The organism is Desulfovibrio sp. GTC20076 (assembly GCF_055385905.1).
The window spans coordinates 408,258-425,000 of sequence record NZ_AP039366.1; the positions used below are offsets into that span (position 1 = coordinate 408,258).

The 16,743-nt window shown below is 58.1% G+C and carries 15 protein-coding genes and 1 other RNA gene; 10 read left to right on the forward strand and 6 right to left on the reverse strand.

Features of this window, described 5'->3' with window-relative positions:
* Positions 1-193: 193 nt before the first annotated feature.
* Together ACZ495_RS01865 and mdlC are read right to left on the reverse strand one after the other, a co-directional pair.
* Positions 194-1,138 carry an AEC family transporter gene (locus ACZ495_RS01865; protein WP_072311931.1) on the reverse strand — a complete coding sequence of 315 codons (945 nt, stop codon included), beginning with the start codon at positions 1,136-1,138 and terminating at the stop codon, positions 194-196.
* A gap of 62 nt (positions 1,139-1,200) precedes the next feature.
* Positions 1,201-2,823 carry a benzoylformate decarboxylase gene (gene mdlC, locus ACZ495_RS01870; RefSeq protein WP_296985831.1) on the reverse strand — a complete coding sequence of 541 codons (1,623 nt, stop codon included), beginning with the start codon at positions 2,821-2,823 and terminating at the stop codon, positions 1,201-1,203.
* Positions 2,824-3,104: 281 nt separating this feature from the next.
* Here mdlC and ACZ495_RS01875 point away from each other — a divergent pair, with 281 nt between their 5' ends.
* Positions 3,105-3,452 carry a DVU0772 family protein gene (locus ACZ495_RS01875; RefSeq protein ID WP_012625326.1) on the forward strand — a complete coding sequence of 116 codons (348 nt, stop codon included), beginning with the start codon at positions 3,105-3,107 and terminating at the stop codon, positions 3,450-3,452.
* Between the two features lie 206 nt (positions 3,453-3,658).
* Here ACZ495_RS01875 and mgtA read toward each other — a convergent pair whose 3' ends face one another.
* From mgtA to ACZ495_RS01895, 4 genes are all read right to left on the reverse strand, one after another.
* The gene (gene mgtA, locus ACZ495_RS01880) at positions 3,659-6,355 is read right to left on the reverse strand and encodes a magnesium-translocating P-type ATPase (RefSeq protein WP_464262529.1); all 2,697 of its coding nucleotides are present in this window, start codon (positions 6,353-6,355) and stop codon (positions 3,659-3,661) included.
* A gap of 250 nt (positions 6,356-6,605) precedes the next feature.
* Positions 6,606-6,773: a hypothetical protein gene (locus tag ACZ495_RS01885; protein ID WP_012625324.1), complete on the reverse strand. Its 168-nt coding sequence runs from the start codon at positions 6,771-6,773 to the stop codon at positions 6,606-6,608.
* Positions 6,774-7,210: 437 nt separating this feature from the next.
* The gene (locus ACZ495_RS01890; protein ID WP_394027264.1) at positions 7,211-7,750 is read right to left on the reverse strand and encodes a protoporphyrinogen oxidase; all 540 of its coding nucleotides are present in this window, start codon (positions 7,748-7,750) and stop codon (positions 7,211-7,213) included.
* Positions 7,751-7,815: 65 nt separating this feature from the next.
* Positions 7,816-8,895 (reverse strand): spidroin-2, encoded by a 1,080-nt coding sequence (locus tag ACZ495_RS01895; RefSeq protein WP_394027265.1) that lies wholly within the window; start codon positions 8,893-8,895, stop codon positions 7,816-7,818.
* Positions 8,896-9,152: 257 nt separating this feature from the next.
* On the opposite strand from ACZ495_RS01895, the gene ACZ495_RS01900 reads away from it, so the two are divergent.
* The 9 genes from ACZ495_RS01900 to ACZ495_RS01940 all read left to right on the forward strand — a co-directional run bounded on the left by ACZ495_RS01900 (position 9,153) and on the right by ACZ495_RS01940 (position 16,657).
* Positions 9,153-9,734, forward strand: coding sequence for a manganese efflux pump MntP (locus ACZ495_RS01900; RefSeq protein ID WP_012625321.1), 582 nt, complete (start codon positions 9,153-9,155; stop codon positions 9,732-9,734).
* Positions 9,735-9,810: 76 nt separating this feature from the next.
* Positions 9,811-10,221 (forward strand): OsmC family protein, encoded by a 411-nt coding sequence (locus ACZ495_RS01905; RefSeq protein WP_072311927.1) that lies wholly within the window; start codon positions 9,811-9,813, stop codon positions 10,219-10,221.
* 348 nt (positions 10,222-10,569) lie between these two features.
* Positions 10,570-11,670 (forward strand): glycosyltransferase family 2 protein, encoded by a 1,101-nt coding sequence (locus ACZ495_RS01910; RefSeq protein ID WP_464262530.1) that lies wholly within the window; start codon positions 10,570-10,572, stop codon positions 11,668-11,670.
* Positions 11,671-11,907: 237 nt separating this feature from the next.
* On the forward strand, positions 11,908-13,266 hold the full coding sequence (gene glmU, locus ACZ495_RS01915) for a bifunctional UDP-N-acetylglucosamine diphosphorylase/glucosamine-1-phosphate N-acetyltransferase GlmU (RefSeq protein ID WP_464262881.1): 1,359 nt from the start codon (positions 11,908-11,910) through the stop codon (positions 13,264-13,266).
* 254 nt (positions 13,267-13,520) lie between these two features.
* On the forward strand, positions 13,521-13,766 hold the full coding sequence (locus ACZ495_RS01920) for a cell division protein ZapB (protein ID WP_012625317.1): 246 nt from the start codon (positions 13,521-13,523) through the stop codon (positions 13,764-13,766).
* 6 nt (positions 13,767-13,772) lie between these two features.
* Positions 13,773-14,045, forward strand: coding sequence for a cell division protein ZapA (locus ACZ495_RS01925; protein WP_012625316.1), 273 nt, complete (start codon positions 13,773-13,775; stop codon positions 14,043-14,045).
* Positions 14,046-14,056: 11 nt separating this feature from the next.
* A non-coding RNA gene (gene ssrS, locus ACZ495_RS01930) (6S RNA) lies at positions 14,057-14,240 on the forward strand.
* Positions 14,241-14,459: 219 nt separating this feature from the next.
* Positions 14,460-16,019 carry a ribonuclease Y gene (gene rny / locus ACZ495_RS01935; protein WP_012625315.1) on the forward strand — a complete coding sequence of 520 codons (1,560 nt, stop codon included), beginning with the start codon at positions 14,460-14,462 and terminating at the stop codon, positions 16,017-16,019.
* A 35-nt stretch (positions 16,020-16,054) separates the two neighbouring features.
* Positions 16,055-16,657, forward strand: a complete 603-nt coding sequence (locus ACZ495_RS01940) for a TRIC cation channel family protein (protein ID WP_296985809.1) — start codon at positions 16,055-16,057, stop codon at positions 16,655-16,657.
* Positions 16,658-16,743: the final 86 nt, after the last annotated feature.

Sequence of the window (16,743 nt, forward strand, 5' to 3'; positions counted from 1 at the left end):
ATTTCCGTTCTGTCCGGCCTTGAGCGTCGCGTCAACAGACGGACGCGTGACGGCCGTGCCAGGAAGCTGGAAACGCTGTCGCGCATTTCATACTTGAAGTGCGCGACAAGGATCTGTCTCCAACTCCTTGTCGCCAAATAATTGTAGGGCGGCTTTGCCGACCGTTAAGCAATCATTTGAAGTGGTAATTGTTCTAGGTCAGCCAGATGAATCCGCCCATTGTTATTACGGAGAGTATGGTGCTCCAGAACAGGGTAGAGGCCATTTCCTGTTCGCCGGACTTATATTCCACGGCAAAAATAACGGCAATGGAGGCAGTGGGAATAGCCAGGGTTACAGCGACCAGCCCGCGTTCCGCACCGGGAACCGCCAGCCATATCATGACCAGAAGGATAAGGCCGGGCAGCAGGATGTTCTTGCAGATGACATTGACGATTACCGGCAGGGACACGCTTACCTTCTGGGCAAAAAGCACCGCGCCCACGGCAAACAGGGCGACACCGCCCGTGGCCTGCCCCAGCAGCAGAAATGAGCCTTTAAGTACTTTGGGCATGTCCAGTCCGGCCAGCAGCAGTACAAACGCCAGCACCGGCGCCCATACCACAGGCTGCTTGACCGCATTGGCAATACTGCCGAATACAATGGCCGCCGGATTTTTTTTCTGCCCGGAAGAATCGCTGTCGCTCCCGCCTACAAGAAAAACGAGGGCCAGCGGCACCTGAACAAGATTCATGAGGATGCTGCCCGCGGCGATGGCGAGATCGGCCTCCACGGGAAAAAGCATGCCCAGAACCGGAGTTCCCACAAAAGGCACGGCAGGGCCGGCGATAGCCAGGCCGCGCAAGGCCGCGAGCTTTACATCAGACCGGAAGACAAAGCGGGAAATCAGAAAAACAAGCACAAAGCCTCCGGCCATGCCGATGGCGATCCACAGGAAGACCTGCGCATTTTTGAGCACTTCTTCAAGCGGCGTGCCGAGAATCCCTGCAAAGAGGAGCATGGGCAGGGCATAAAGCATGACCATGCGATTGAGCACAGAGGCCTGGTCCTGGCTGAAGTCGTGCCGCCATCCGGCCAGAAGGCCCAGCAGCAGGGTCACGACAATGGGCAGCAGGGCCATGATTATTGTTTCGAGCATGGACGGTTCCTTTTAGCCATACCCGGACCCGCCGGGATCCGGGTATGGTGTTTGGTTCTGGCCTAAAGCAGGGGCGGGATGGTGGGGACGATGGGCACTTCTATAAGGGTGGGGCCGGAGCGTTTGAAAGCTTCGGCGCAAACCTTGCGCACTTCGTCGACGGTTTCAACGCGTATGGCTTCGCAACCGTAGCCCTTGGCGATGGCAACCGTATCAAGGCCCGGCAGGTCAAGGCCCGGGACGCCGGGGGTTTCTTCCAGAACGGCAAAAGACTTCAGAATGGCGTATTCGCCGTTTCTCGGTATGACAAAAAGGATGGGCAGTCCCTGCTGTGCCGCTGTCCACAGTCCCTGAACAGAATACTGCATGGAGCCGTCGCCGATAATGGCGACTACCGGGCGGTTGCGCCCGCTGTCGCGCTCGGCAAGGGCGATGCCCACGCTGGCGGGCAGGTTCCAGCCCAGGCTGCCGCTGGCAAAAGTATAGAAAGAGTCAGGACGTTCCACCGGCCATGCCGTATGCAGTTCGCCCAGGTTGGAGGGAGATTCTTCCACCAGCACAGCTTCAGCGGGTGTGCATTCGCGCAGCGTCTTGAAAAGTTCCAGGGCGGTCATCACCTTGCCGGGGGCCGCAGCAGGAGCGGCTGCATGAGGAGCCATACAATGGGGCTGCCTGCAGACTTCGCATGTGGCAGAGCGCGCCTGCACCAGCGTTTCCAGCGCTTCCAGGGCCAGCACCGCATCGCACAGCATGCTGTCGCCCACCGGCGCGCGGCCCGTTTCTGCGGGGTCATCGGAAATATGCAGCAGGCGCAGACCGTCAGGAATATACTGGCCCTCAACATACGGATAATAACGGAATACGGGCGCGCCGATCACAATGGCCACATCGTGCCCTTCAAGCTTTTTGGCTAGCGGCCCGATGGCAAAGGGCAGGCCGCCAGCGTACAGCGGATGGGTTTCGGGGAAGGGCGGGCGCTCCGAGGCGGGGGCGGCCCATACCTTGGCATTGAGTTTTTCAGCCAGGGCCACGGCCTGTTTCCAGCCGTCTCCCCTGGCAATGGCCGCGCCGTAGATGAGAGCGGGATTTTTGGCCTTGGAGAGCAGGTCGGCAAATTCGGCCAGGCGTTTGGGGTCCGGCCCAACGCGGCCGGCAAGGCTGCGTGCCACGGGTTCGCCCAGTGCAGGCTTGTCCCAGTCATCAAGCGGAATGGAGAGGAAAACAGGCCCGGTCGGGGGCTGCATGGCCATGGCATAGGCTCGCATGAAGGCGGCAGGCACATCTTCGGCGCGTACAGGTTCGTAGCTCCACTTGACCCAGGGCTTGGGCAGTTCGGCAGGCTCCACGTTGGTGAGCCACGGCTCCATAAGGAGCATTTCGCGCGTCTGGTTGCCAGCTGTAATAATGAGAGGCGTCTTGTTCATGCTGGCAGTAAGAATATTGCTCATGGCATTGCAAAGACCGGCAGAAGTGTGCACGTTTACCAGTGCGGGCTTGCGTGTTGCCTGGGCATAGCCGTCGGCGGCGCCCACGGCTGAAGCTTCTTGAAGAGTCTGAATATATCTGAAATCTTTAGGAAAATCTTTCAAAAATGTTTCTTCAGTTGAGCCGGGGTTGCCAAAGATTGTGGTAATGCCCAGCTGGCGTAAAAGTTCAAATGTGACCTGACGAATGGTTTTTGCCATGATTTCCTCCACGGGATTCCGCATCTGGTTAGTGTTGCGTTAGAGATAGCATGTGTTTTATTAGTAGACAATCCTATCTTCGGCAATCTGTTATAAGAAATCAGAATTTATGGCTCTGTGCGCTGGAATTTATTTTTTTGATGTTTCTTGTCGCCGAGGGGAGGATTTGTGCCTCCAGTCACTTTTTACATTGTGACGGCAGGGTAAGTTTTTTTGCGAGTACCTCTTGCCAGTCATGTCAAGAATGATTATTGTTAAATAAAGCCAATGAGGAGGACACCATGTCGCAACTAAAGGACTTCGCACTTTACGATATAGACTGGAACCTGACCCCCGAGCACGCCGTCACGATGTATCTTGAATGGGGTAATAACGACTGGCATTCGGAGTATCCTCCGGTTCGTTCCAAGGATGACGTGGCTCACTATTTTGTGGTGGACAGCTGGCAAAGCCCGCCCATGGTCCGTCTGGTACGCCGCAATTCAGAAAGGGCCGACGATCTCATAAGTCTGCCGCTGCCCAAGAACCTGATGGATGATTTTCGCAAGGAACACGGCGAGTGGCGCGGCATCAGCGCTCCTACTCCGGCGGTCAGGTCTTGGCTCAAGCATGAGCTTGAGCAGGAGTAACTACGGCAACGGCGCAAAGCCGGCCTGAACAGGTCAGATACTTTTCCGCCATACAAGGTGAAAACGCGTAAGGACTCCGTGTGGGGTCCTTACGCGTTTTTCTTGTCTGGGCAGAAGTCTTTGACAGGCCGGGTGAACCCGCCCTGCCCATAGCAAAAGTGTCCTGTCAGCCCCCTGTTCCGTAGGAATTCCTGGCAATCAGCACCCTAGTACCAGCGGCCGAACCTGCGCATGTAGATCACCTTCATGCCCTGAGCCACGCAGCAATAGCAAAGCAGGGTGGCAACCAGCCAGGGGAAGTAGCTCCAGGGCAGCGGCTGCAGGCCCACCAGCCCGCCTAGCGGAGAAAAGGGAATATAGATGCCGAGTGCCATGACGGCCCCTGTCAGCAGCAGCACGGGCAGGGCCGCTGTGCTCTGCACAAAGGGGATTTTTCTGGTGCGGAGCATGTGTACTACCAGCGTCTGGGAAAGAAGCCCCTCGACAAACCAGCCGGACTGGAAGAGAGACTGCATCTCAACACTGGCCGCGCCGAAGACAAACCACATGAGCGCATAGGTGGTAATGTCAAAGATCGAAGACGTGGGGCCGATCCAGACCATGAAGCGGCCGATATTTTTCGCATCCCATTTACGCGGCTTTTGCAGAAACTCCTTGTCTACCGTGTCCCACGGCAGGGAAAGTTGCGAAAAGTCGTACATCAGGTTCTGGAGCAGCAACTGTACGGGCAGCATGGGCAAAAAGGGGATAAAGGCGCTGGCCACCAATACCGAGAATACGTTGCCGAAGTTGGAGCTTGCGGTCATATTCAGGTATTTCATGATGTTGCCAAATGTTTCCCTGCCTTTGATTACCCCTTGCTCAAGAACCATAAGGCTTTTTTCCAGCAGAATGATATCTGCGGATTCCTTGGCGATGTCAGCGGCCGTATCTACGGAAATGCCCACGTCGGCGTCGCGCAGGCCGGGGGCATCGTTGATGCCGTCGCCAAGAAAGCCCACGGTATGCCCGCCTTGTTGCAGCGTCTTGATGATGCGCGATTTCTGCATGGGCGTGAGCTTGGCGAACACGTCATGGCTGTCGCAGGCCGCCAGCAGCTCGGTATCGCTCATGGCGTCCACATCGTTTCCGATCAGGACGGTTCCCGGTTCCAGCCCTACGTCATGGCAGATTTTGGCAGTGATGACAGGCGTGTCACCCGTAAGTACCTTGACTGTCACGCCGTGCTCGCGCAGCGCGGCAATAGCCGGGCCTGCACTGTCTTTGGGCGGATCAAGAAAAGTAAGAAAGCCCCTGATGGCAAGATTGCCTTCTGCCGCCGTGGTGTACTGTTCGCGGACTTCGCTGCCCCTGAAAACCTTTGTGCCGAGGGCCAGCACCCGGAAGCCGTCGCGGTTGTACGAGCGCGTCAGATCCATGAGCCGTTCACGCCATTGTTCATCCATTGCCACAACCTTGCCCTGCACGTATACACTGGAGGCTATGGAGAGCATTTCCTCAACGGCTCCCTTGCATACCAGCAGGTGTTCCGTGTCGGACTCTGCCACAATCACGGAAAGGCGGCGGCGTACAAAGTCGAAAGGCAGTTCGTCCACCTTGCGCAGGTGCTTGGGCAGGCCGTTTTCCGCCGTGTCTCCGTAGTGGACAATGGCCCTGTCCATAAGGTTTTTCATGCCGCTCTGGTGAAAGCTGTTGAGCCATGCAAGCTCCAGCACAGAGTCATCCATAAAGCCCAGCGGGTTGACGTGCCGCTCAAGGATGATCTTGTCCTGGGTAAGGGTGCCGGTTTTGTCGGTGCACAGGATGTCCATTGCCCCGAAGTTCTGAATGGCATTCAACCGTTTTACTACAACCTTACGGCGCGACATGGCTACAGCGCCTTTGGCAAGGTTGGCGCTGACGATCATCGGCAGCATTTCCGGGGTCAGGCCCACGGCGATGGCCAGAGCGAACATGAAGGCATCGCTCCAGTCTCCCTTGGTGAAGCCGTTGATAAGAAAAACAACCGGAACCATAAGGAGCATGAAACGGATAAGCAGCCAGCTTACGCTGTTGACTCCTTTATCAAAGGCCGTCTGGGCGCGGCTGCCCACAATGTTTTTCGCCAGGGAGCCAAAGTAGGTGCGCGCGCCGGTGGCAACCACAAGGGCCGTGGCCGTGCCGCTGACCACGTTGGTTCCCATAAAGCACATGTTGCGCGAATCAAGCGCCTGGCCGGATGCGCCTTCGGCATGCGCGCATTTTTCCGCCACGGCAGACAGGGTGTCGTATTTTTCCACAGGCAGGGATTCGCCGGTCAGCACAGCCTGGCTTACGAAAAGATCGCGGGAATCAAGCAGACGTATGTCGGCGGGTATCATGTCGCCGGCAGAAAGGCGCACCACATCGCCCCTGACCAGTTCGTCCAGCGGGATATCTCTGGTTTCCGGCTCATTTTGCGCGTTGCGGCGGGTAACCGTAGCGGTGGTGTGCACCATGGCCTGCAGGGCCTGGGCAGCCTTGTTAGACCGGAATTCCTGCCAGAAACGCATGATGCCGCTGATCAGCACCATGGTCACAATGATGGTTACGCCCGTGCCATCGGTTTCTTCTCCGGTCTGGAGAGGAAGCCAGTAATCGCTGTAAAAGCTGACGGCGCTTATGATGAGCAAGACGTAGATGAACGGATTGTTGAAAGCCCGGAGCAACTGCACCAGAGGATTGGGGACGCGTTCACGGGCAACTTCGTTGCGGCCTTCGGCCTCCAGACGGCTGAGGGCGTCGTTTTCGGTCAGACCGTATTGCCCGCTGCCGAATTTTGCGAAAAGTGCATCAATGTTCTGCTCTGTGGACCGGGCGGCCCATTGGCCCTTATGGGGCCGCACAGACTGGTTCTTGTTAGAAAAAGTGAAAAACATGGGCATGTCTCCTCCTGCTCCCGGCAGACGGCACGGCATGCCCGCGGTATAAAATCAGGCTATGCCGCTGTATGCGGGCGCAGAGGTAAGAAAGTTGGAAGTACCACACCCGCTGCGAGGTTTGTTGAAAAAGACGCTGCGGGTCGACTAGGGGGATGGTCCATTGTTGGAAAACTCCTTTGTCTGCGGCTGTCTGAAAAACAGCACGGCTATGCGCTGTGTGCGCGTGTGTATGGAGATATAAAACCCGGTCTTGTCAGCGTCCGGATTCCATATGGCGGATTTTGGCGGACGTAACGCGAGACGCCACGGATTCCGCGGTAAAGAGGCCCAGATTTCTGGAGGATACGGTCAGTGTCAGTATAAAGCTGCCGGCGAAAAAAATTACTGCCAGCATGACGCAGAAAAAGAGAGAGAGTTTCATGGCTCGCCTCCGATGCCCGGAACAGGCGACGGCGAGCGGGAAGGATCCGTTACAGACCGAGACCTGTTGCCACAGGCAACCTGGTTATCATGTTTGCCCAGCGACTACTGGGATATTCCGTATTACTCGGCACGCTGTCCATCACGGTCCTTTTTTCGGTTAAAGGTGACTGTTGGTGCTGACTACTAAGTAATTTAACGGCGGGAGTCAAGCCCGCGCAGTCGCCAGCCCTTGAGGCGCCGGATGCAAAAACAGCCTCCTGCCTGACAAAACGCGGGAGGCTGCTGTTGCGCCCGACGGGCGGAGCATCAGAGCAATTAACGCTTCACATGATTGCTTAACGGTCGGCAAAGCCGCCCTGCAATCATTTGGCTACAAGGATTTGGAGACAAGTCCTTGTAACGTATTTCAAGTGTGAAATGCCCTACAAGGGCAGGCTATTTGCCGAGAAGTTGGCGGGTCTGGGGCGTGAGGCCTCGCAGGCTTTCAAAAACAGCCTGACCGCCCAGGCCTTCCGGGTCCTGGATGATGGCAATGAGTACCATTTCGGGCGTGGCATGAACCTTTGTCAGGGCCGGGGCTTTGAACGCCTGACTGCGCGGTTCGCCTGTAAATACCCAGAAACGGCCTTCTTGCGCCGGCTCGGTGGCATCGGCCTGAAAGCGCGTCAGCTCACGGGCAAAGCTTTCGCTTGTGGCCTGCTTGTCGTTGGGCAGCACAAAAATGCTGACAAGCCCCTGGTAGTTTTCCCCGGCCTGATCCTTGACGCCCAGAATCAGCATGCACTCTTCGGCCTTACCAGAATGAAAGCCCGTGCGTTCCTCTCCGTCCCATCCGGCGGGCAGGGCTGCGCTGAAGCGGGTGAAATCCCTGACCTCCGCTCCGTTCACGTCAGGGGCAGGCTGCCCGGCATGGGCGGCACTGCCCATACTCAGGGCGCAGATCAGAAGCAGCAGGAAAAAATGGGTAAAACGCATACTGGCCTCGCTTTGTCTTGGCGTTATGGTCCGTGCAGCCGGAGACGGCGTGTTTTTTGCGCGCCTCAGGCCGCGCTGTGCAGCAGGGTGGTGATGAACGGCAGGCTCTGCCGTATGACCAGCAGGGCCAGTGCCAGCCAGTTGAGCCACAGAAACTGCACTCGGGACCGCAGGGTGAACAGGATGGCCCAGCAGGCCACTGCCAGGGTCAGGGGCACAAGGCCCGTGATCTGGGGCATGAGCCAGTCGGGCAGTGCCTGCCCGCTGAAGGAAAGCCCGATAAACAGGCCCCAGCGGTCAATGCAGCGGGGCACGTAGCCGATCATGGCCCACAGGGCGGCCCATCGGGCGGCCTTTTCAAGGTCGGAGGCAGGAAAAGCGTTGTTTGCCGGCATGGCGGCGGAAGAGCCGGAAAGTTCGCGACGGGCCAGCGAGAGCGCCAGCAGGGCCATGGCTCCCGCCGGGGCAAAATTTGTAAAATAGTCGTGGGTGGCAGTGCCGAGCACGGCTGAAGCCATGCGGCCCCAGTCCATCCCCTGCGGTGGTCCGGAAAAAGACCAGTTGGGCAGGGCATGGGCCGCAAAAAAACAGACAATGGCCAGAAGATACAAAAAAAGTCTGCTGCGCATGGCATCGGCATCAAGCCGGTCGTTCGCCGCTTCACTTTCTGCGGGAAGCGGCGATCTGCGACCCTTGCGGGCTGAACGCCCCTTGCCGCTGCCGCCGCCGAGGCTCGCACCTGAATTGTCGGCGGGCAGGCCGGTGATGAGGGGGCTGCGCCTGTCCATCCATGTAACAAGCCAGAGGCAGCACAGGCCGGCAATCCAGGCCAGTACAGTGGCGGTATAGGGCAGTACCGCATCGTCCCACAGGGCCAGACCGCTGATGTGGCTGCCGGAGCCGCCGAAGCTGAGGATCGTCCCCGCCAGGTTGGCGGCGGTGAGCAGGGGGCCGAGCAGGCCCAATCCCAGGGCCAGGCGTGTGAGGCGGCGCGTCCCGGCAATGCACAGCCGCGCATTGCCCCGCCTTCCGGCCAGCAGGGTCAGAGCCAGGATGACAGGCAGGGCGGCTGCGGCGTTCATGCCTATACTCAAAATGCCGGAAGCCCATTGCCAGTAAAAAAGCCATTCAGGTATATTTTGCATGCCGTCTTGTAGCCTGTGCGAGGCTCGCTAGCAAGATGTGCGTGCGGGCTTTCGTGGTTTGTCCGGCAGTGCCGGCGCCCTTTCCTGCACGTATATTGGAGGTTCCGGGCTGTTCGGGGTTGCCGGGCATACGGACTGCGGCGAGCGTTTTTCATTGCCGGGCTGGTTGCTTGTACAGTGCAAAGGCATGATCTATAGTGGCCCGACCCGCAAACCATAACCAGCCGGGCGCCTGCCCGCGCACGAGATGTATCTTTATGACGATTTTCGCCGTCTTTCTGCTGGCCATAGCCCTGTCGATGGACGCTTTTGCCGTGGCCGTGGTCTCTGGTTGCGCCCTGCAAAAGCCCAAGGTTTGCCATTATGTGCGCCTTTCTGCCGCCTTTGGTTTTTTTCAGTTTGCCATGCCGGTTATCGGATGGTGGCTGGGCGTGTCTGTGCGGGAGTATATGGAAGCGTGGGATCATTGGATTGCTTTTGTGCTGCTGGGCTGGATTGGCGGCAAGATGGCTCTTTCGGGCCTGCGGGCGCTCAGGAACCGTGAATCCTGCGCCTGCCCTTCGGTCGATCCCACCGCCGGGCGCAACCTTGTGGTGCTTGGGGTGGCTACCAGCATCGATGCTCTGGCCGTGGGCCTTTCCCTGGCTATTCTTGGTACGCCCATCTGGGCGGATGCGGCCATCATCGGCATTGTTTGCGCGGTGATCACGGCTTGTGGCGTGTATCTCGGCAAGACACTGGCCAATCTTTGTGCTCTCAACGGATGGGCGGAACTGGCGGGAGGCTTGACGCTGCTTGCCATTGCCTGCAACATTCTGCGGGAGCATCAGGTTTTCTGAAATCACGCCCGCCTGCGCGCTACCCGTCTGCCGGACCGGCAGGCAGGACCGCACGGCGGAAGAACAAGGAGGCCACATGTCTACTGTCAGCGCCAAATATCTCGGTGACCTGCGCGTGGAATGCGTACACAACCAGAGCGGCACCAAGATTATCACCGATGCCCCCAGCGACAACCAGGGCAAAGGCGAAGCCTTTTCGCCCACAGACCTTTGCGCCACGGCCCTTGGGGCCTGCGCCATGACGATTATCGGTATTTATGGCAAAAATCACGGTGTGGATGTAACCGGTACGGAAGTGGAAATCACCAAGGCCATGAGCGCAGATCCGCGCCGTATCGGCAAGATTGAAGTTATCTTCAAGATGCCGCCGCGCGCATATTCTGCCAGAGAAAAAGCCAGCATAGAGCGCTGCACGGCTTCCTGCCCCGTGCATCTGACGCTGCACCCCGAAGTGGAGCAGGTCTTTACGTTTATCTGGCAGGACTAGAACAATTATCGCTTCAAATGATTGCTTAACGGTCGGCAAAGCCGTGCTGTAATCATTTGGCCACAAGGATTTGGAGACAAATCCTTGTGGAGCATTTCAAGTGTGAAATGCTCCAGGAGCGGGTACAGCAGCTTTTTTGCCGTACCGCTGCGATCTGTTCTGCACCATGCCGTACCAGCGGCTCGGGAAGAGCTTTTTGTGGACATGCCCGTAGTGGGCTGAATCTTTTTATTGTGCACTTTCCGCAGGCCGTTCAGACATTTTATATGCCATTCGTTGCGGCGGCTTCTTTTGTGAAGAGAGGGGCCGTCCGCAGGGTTTCATGCACCTTCTGCCTCAGGGAAAAACATGTCCGCAGCGCCGCTGGTTTCTGTCATCATTCCTTCCTACAATTATGGCCCGCTGCTGCCCGAAGCCGTGGCAAGCGCCCTCTCGCAGCGCACTGACGGCCTTGATGTGGAAGTCATTGTGGTCGATGATGGTTCCACTGACAACACACCTGAAGTTGCCGGAACCCTGGGGGGGGGCGTTGTTTATATCCGTCAGAAAAACCAAGGCCTTGCCGCTGCACGCAATACCGGTTTGCGGGCAGCGCGAGGAGATTACGCGGCTTTTCTCGACGCGGACGACCTGTATGCGGAGCATCTTCTGGCAGGCCAGGTGCAGGTTTTTGCGGAAAATCCTGATCTGGACATGGTTATCTGCCGCTGTGTGGAAAAGAAGGAAGGGGCTGGTGTGCTGCACATGTGGCCTCTGGTCAGCAGCCATTGGGACGTGCATTCTTGCCATGCCAACCTGGCTCCGGTGCATTGCCACCTGACGCGCATGGGCCTTGTGCGCCGGGCGGGATTTTTTGATACGGCGCTCAAGTCCTGCGAAGATCATGACTTCTGGCTGCGCTGCCACGGTCTGGGGGCCAGGGTAGGAGTGAACCCCCTGGGGCTTGTCATCTACAGAAAACACGGCGACAACATGACGCATAATGCCGAGCGCATGTTTTTTCATGACGCCCTCATGCATATCAAGGTACACGGCATGCTCGCCGATCTGCCCGCCTATCCCTCGGACAAGCTCGGCGGCTGGCTGGCCCACGCCGCAGCTTGCCTGTTTTCTACCGAAGTTATGGCCTTCAACAAAAATATGTCAGACAAGATGCAGGATCTCTTTGTGCAGGCCGTGCGCCATGTCGCATCAATGGTCAGGGGGGGGCGCGGCGAGACGGACGCGCAGTTGCTCCGTATTCGTTCGTACTATGTTGCGAAGTGCCTGCTTCTGGCCCTGCCCATGGAAGAACGGCTTGCACCCGAGGCTGTCAGGGCGGTCATGATACTGAGACACCTTTTTCCCGAAATTGGACAGCTCGCGCCGCAGACGCTGGAAGCCCGGGCGGCAAAACATTATGCCCGGCTGTGTCTTTCAAATCCTTTGGGCCTCAGGCGCGCTGATTAAAGATCTTTTCAAATAAAGGGCTGCCCGTGGGCTATGACGGCAGCAAAACAGACTGCGGACCGTGCACGGCCGGATACTTCGTGAGGCAGCCTGTTGCGCCCTGGCAGAGGACAGCGTTCCTCATACTATGTAAATGTCCTGAAGGGATCCGGCATGGCTTTGCCTTGCCGTTTTTCAGGCAAGAGGCTATTGCATTGCGTGAAGTTCTTCCGCTTTTGCGCGGAGATGAAGGAGATACTGATGCCGAAGAACGCGGCTCTTATTCTGGCGGCGGGCAAGGGGACCCGCATGCATTCCGACAAGCCCAAGGTTTTGCAAACACTGCTGGGCGAGCCTATGCTGGCCTGTGTGCTTGAGGCTTTGCGCCCTGTTTTTGCTGAAGATGTGTGGCTTGTAGCCGGGCATCGGGCAGAGATGGTCAGGGCGGCCTTTCCGGAAGTTCCCTGTGTTCTTCAGGAGCAGCAACTCGGCACAGGACATGCGCTCATGCAGGCCCTGCCGGCACTTACCAAGGCGGGATACACCCACCTGCTGATCGTCAACGGCGATGCGCCCCTGCTTTCAGAGGGCCTTGTGCGGCAGTTTCTGGCCGAGGCCGTGGGTGCAGACCTCGCCTTTGCCACCATTGATCTTGACAGCCCCGGTGCTTATGGCCGCGTGGTGCGGGAAGGGGATGACGTGCGTGCCATTGTCGAGGCCAAGGATTATGATCCGGCTCTTTACGGCCCGCCCACCGGCGAGGTCAACGCGGGCATGTACTATTGTGCGCTGGATGCCGTGGAAAGCCTGCTGCCCCGCCTGGGCAATGCCAATAAAAGCGGCGAGTATTATATCACTGACCTGATAGGCCTGGCTGTGGCGGAAAAATATGACGTGCAGGGTGTGCGTTGCGGGCGCGACGACGGACTCATGGGAGTGAACTCTCCTCTGGAACTGGAACGGATGGAAGAAACCCTGCGCGAGCGCCGTGTTCATGACCTGCTTGCTGCGGGCGTTATCATCCATGCCGCGGGAAGCGTCCGCGTGGGGCCTCTGGCCCATGTGGAAGCCGGGGTAGAAATCACCGGCCCTTGCGAAATTTACGGCCGTTCGCGGATTTTGCGCGGCGCCTCCATAGCCTCGCACTGTGTGCTGCGTGACAGTGTCGTCAGCAGCGGAGCGCGGGTACATTCATTTTCGCACCTTGAAGGGGCGGAAGTGGGTGAAGGCGCGCTGGTCGGGCCGTACGCGCGGCTGCGCCCCGGAGCCGTTCTTGAGGCGCAGTCCCATGTAGGAAATTTTGTGGAGCTGAAAAAGACGCGCCTGGGGCAAGGGGCCAAGGCCAATCATCTGAGTTACCTTGGCGATGCCGAGATCGGTGCGGGCAGCAATATCGGCGCGGGAACCATCACCTGCAACTATGATGGAAAAAACAAACATCTCACGCAGATAGGCCGGCGCGCCTTTATTGGCAGTAATACCGCCCTGGTGGCTCCGGTGAGTGTGGGTGACGAGGCCCTTGTGGGGGCCGGATCGGTCATCACCCGCGACGTGCCCGCCGGAGAACTGGGCATTGCCCGTGAAAAACAGAAGAATTTGCCGCGCAGAAAATCCTGACGCGTATCCTTTGTTTTCTGCCGGGACGGCACACGGTTTTTCGGCTGCGCCGTTTCTGCGGCGACAAAGGAACTGGAGCCGGGCAGGCGAGGGCTTGTCCGGCATGTGGGTTCCGCCTTTTCAGGGCTGTCGCAGTCAAATATGTATAGGTTACGGGCCTTATCCGCTGCGCAAGGCATCGCGCGGCACGGTTTTTTTTCGACTTTACCTCTTCCATTCTTGCCAAGGGTCTGGTGCGGTGCTATTTATCAGGCATGGAACTTCTGGAAAAGCTTGAGACGCAAGTTGCGGCTCTTCTGGCCAGGCTTGACCGCCTTCGGGCGGAAAACGAGCGCGTCAGCGCCGAGTCTGCCGCTTTGGGGGAGGAAAAGGCCGCCCTGGAAGATGAAAACCACAGGCTGCGCGAAGCGCTTGAAAATGAAGAGCAGCTGCGTGCCCAGGCGCTCAAACGCATTGACGCCGTGTTGCGCAACATTCAGGAGCATGACAGCGTAGAGTAGGTTTTTGTGAATCAGGAAGCTATCAACCTTACCGTTCTTGGGCTGAGCATCGCCTTCAAGCCCGGTGCAGATATGGACCGCGTGCAGGAAGCTGTAAGGCTCGTGGAAGAACGGTTTACTGACCAGAAGCTGAGGTTCCATGGAGGGCAGACCAAGGATATTCTGCTGACCTTTATGGCCCTTGGACTGGCGGATGATTTGTTGCAATCGCAAAAAGAGCTGGCAGGTGTGCAAGATCGCGTAACTGCCATGCTTTCCAAGATAGAGGGATCTGTTTAGATCCCGAGGGCGCTTCCCTGGGGGGCGCGTGATTTATGCCTCGGTGCTAACCTGACAAGTATGTTAAAGGGAGTCGTCTCTGTCCTCAGTGTGCATGCCCGGCCACGACCGGGACGCCTGAAGGGGACATACTGGCTCCCGACCTGGTTATCCAGGTTCTGTACCGCACGCATGACACGGCTCTCTGGGGAAAGCCGCTTTCATAAACAGAGCAGTTTGGGTTCCGGCTTCCGCGTTGGGGTCTTCACTTCTTTTTTGCAACACCATCCATGTTGCCGCGCCTGCGGCATCCAGCCAGGGTTTCAGCAGCCCTTTGGGCTAAATTGCTACGGCGGCACGTAACGGGCTGCCGGTGTTCGCCGGGCGGGCTCTGTTCAGGGCCGGTCCCGTATTGATAAAAGAGAGGCTGGATTCATGGACCCATTAGTTATAGCGGCGCTGCTCGCGTCTGTGGTGCTGGGGGCGGCACTGGGCGCGGTGGTGTGCAAACGGTCTACAACCAAGCGTATCGGCGACGCCGATGACCTGGCCAAACGCATTGTGGCCGAGGCCCGCAAAGAAGCGCAGGCCCAGAAAAAAGAAATTTTGCTCCAGGGACAGGACGACCTGTTCAACCAGAAACGCGAGCTGGAAAATGAATTCAAGGAACGCGAGCGCGAGGTCAAGACCCGCGAGCGCAAGCTTGAGGAAATGAGCGGGCGCCTTGAGGAAAAGCTTGAAAAAGCCACAGCCAAGGAACACGAACTGCTCGCTTCAGAAAAAGATCTGGCTCGTAAGGAACGGCAGCTTTCAGAAACAGAAATGTTCCTGCAAACCCGCATTGAGGAGCAGGAGCAGCGCCTGGCGCAGATTTCGGGTTTTACTGCTGAAGAAGCCAAGGTGCAGCTTTTTATGGAAGTGGAGGCGAAGACGCGGCACGAATCGGCCAAGATGATCCGGCAGATCGAAATGGAAGCCCGCGAAACCGCAGACCGCAAAGCCAAAGAAATTCTCTGTAACGTCATTCAGCGCTATGCGGGCGACTATGTGAACGAGCAGACCGTCACCGCCGTCACCCTGCCCAGCGAAGATATGAAAGGCCGTATCATTGGCCGTGAAGGGCGCAATATCCGCGCTCTCGAGTCTGCCACCGGCGTGGACCTCATTATTGACGATACCCCTGAGACAGTCATTCTTTCCGCCTACAGCCCGTTACGCCGCCAGGTCGCCAAGATGGCGCTGGAGCGTCTTATTCAGGACGGGCGCATCCACCCCGCGCGCATTGAAGACATTGTTCAGAAGTGCGAGCAGGAACTGGATGCCCAGGTGCGCGAAGTGGGCGAGCAGGCCACCTTCGATGCGGGCGTGCACGGCATACACCCTGAAATCGTTCGCCTTCTCGGCCAGTTGCGCTACCGCACTTCCTTTACGCAAAATGTGCTGCAGCATTCGCTTGAGGTGTCGGCCCTGTGTGGCATGATGGCGGCAGAGCTTGGTATGGACGTGAAGAAAGCCAAGCGTGCCGGGTTGCTGCATGACATCGGCAAGGCCGTGGACCACGAGGTTGAAGGGCCGCATGCCCTTATCGGGGCGGATCTGGCGAAAAAGTATAACGAAAGCCAGGAAATCATCCATGCCATCGCCGCCCACCACGAAGATCAGCGCCCTTCAACGGCTCTGGCTGTGCTGGTGCAGGCTGCGGACTCCATTTCCGGCGCACGCCCCGGCGCACGCAAGGAACTGCTGGAAAACTATGTGAAGAGGCTGGAAGACCTGGAGGGCATCGCCACCAGTTTTGATGGCGTCAGCAAGGCTTACGCTATCCAGGCCGGGCGTGAAATCCGCGTGATGGTTAACTCCGATCAGGTCGATGATGACACAACCTATGTCCTTTGCAAGGATATAGCTGAAAAAATTGAAAAAAATCTGACATATCCCGGACAGATCCGCGTAACGGTCATCCGTGAGCGGCGTGCCGTAGGCCTTGCCAAGTAGGCGGGGCGGCGCGGGGCCGGGCCGGATCTACGGCTATGATGCAAGACCCTCTTCTATATGTATTTGATCTGGCGGCCAGCTTTATGCTGGCCGCCGCCGCATCCTGCCGGGCGCGCAACGGCGGAGCACACTTCAGTGGCGCGGCGGTTCTGGCCTGTCTGGCTGGACTGGCCGCGCCGCTTTTGCGTGATGCCCTGCTGGGGCATCCTGTCCTGGCGCTGAACAGGGGGGATTATCTGGCTGCGGCAGTGGCCGGCGCGGTGGCCGGAACTCTGGCTGCGCGTCTGGGGCATGCGTGGCGGGCTTTTTACTGGCTGGACAGTATGGGCCTGGGGCTGGCGGCCGGTGTAGGGGGTGTGCGCGGCGCTGTTTTCGGCCTGGGTGTCGTGGGCTGCCTTGTGCTCGGGGTATTGGCGGCACTGGCCGGGGGGCTTGTGCGGGATGTCGCCCTGGGGGACACCGCCCGGCTGGTAGAGGAAGACAGCTACGCCACTGCAGCGGCTCTGGGCGTTATGCTTGCCCTTGTGGCCCTGCTTTACGGCGGCATGCCCCTCTGGATGTGTGCGCTCGCATGTTGCGGGCTGGTACTCGTGCTGCGCGCCTTGCGCCTGCGTAAGGGCCTTCAGGGCGGCATTTGAAGCCATTTTTTCAGAATTGTTGAAAAAATGCAAATAAGGCTTGACTGTTTTGATTTGTTTTACTATCTTCTCTTTTCGCGACACGG

Bases quoted from the DNA above. Each gene is read 5' to 3' on its own strand.
- ACZ495_RS01865 (WP_072311931.1), bottom strand. From the start codon at position 1,138: ATGCTCGAAACAATAATCATGGCCCTGCTGCCCATTGTCGTGACCCTG.
- ACZ495_RS01895 (WP_394027265.1), bottom strand. From the start codon at position 8,895: ATGCAAAATATACCTGAATGGCTTTTTTACTGGCAATGGGCTTCCGGC.
- ACZ495_RS01920 (WP_012625317.1), top strand. From the start codon at position 13,521: ATGGAACTTCTGGAAAAGCTTGAGACGCAAGTTGCGGCTCTTCTGGCC.
- ACZ495_RS01875 (WP_012625326.1), top strand. From the start codon at position 3,105: ATGTCGCAACTAAAGGACTTCGCACTTTACGATATAGACTGGAACCTG.
- ACZ495_RS01885 (WP_012625324.1), bottom strand. From the start codon at position 6,773: ATGAAACTCTCTCTCTTTTTCTGCGTCATGCTGGCAGTAATTTTTTTC.
- ACZ495_RS01910 (WP_464262530.1), top strand. From the start codon at position 10,570: ATGTCCGCAGCGCCGCTGGTTTCTGTCATCATTCCTTCCTACAATTAT.
- ACZ495_RS01890 (WP_394027264.1), bottom strand. From the start codon at position 7,750: ATGCGTTTTACCCATTTTTTCCTGCTGCTTCTGATCTGCGCCCTGAGT.
- mgtA (WP_464262529.1), bottom strand. From the start codon at position 6,355: ATGCCCATGTTTTTCACTTTTTCTAACAAGAACCAGTCTGTGCGGCCC.
- rny (WP_012625315.1), top strand. From the start codon at position 14,460: ATGGACCCATTAGTTATAGCGGCGCTGCTCGCGTCTGTGGTGCTGGGG.
- ACZ495_RS01900 (WP_012625321.1), top strand. From the start codon at position 9,153: ATGACGATTTTCGCCGTCTTTCTGCTGGCCATAGCCCTGTCGATGGAC.
- ACZ495_RS01905 (WP_072311927.1), top strand. From the start codon at position 9,811: ATGTCTACTGTCAGCGCCAAATATCTCGGTGACCTGCGCGTGGAATGC.
- mdlC (WP_296985831.1), bottom strand. From the start codon at position 2,823: ATGGCAAAAACCATTCGTCAGGTCACATTTGAACTTTTACGCCAGCTG.
- ACZ495_RS01940 (WP_296985809.1), top strand. From the start codon at position 16,055: ATGATGCAAGACCCTCTTCTATATGTATTTGATCTGGCGGCCAGCTTT.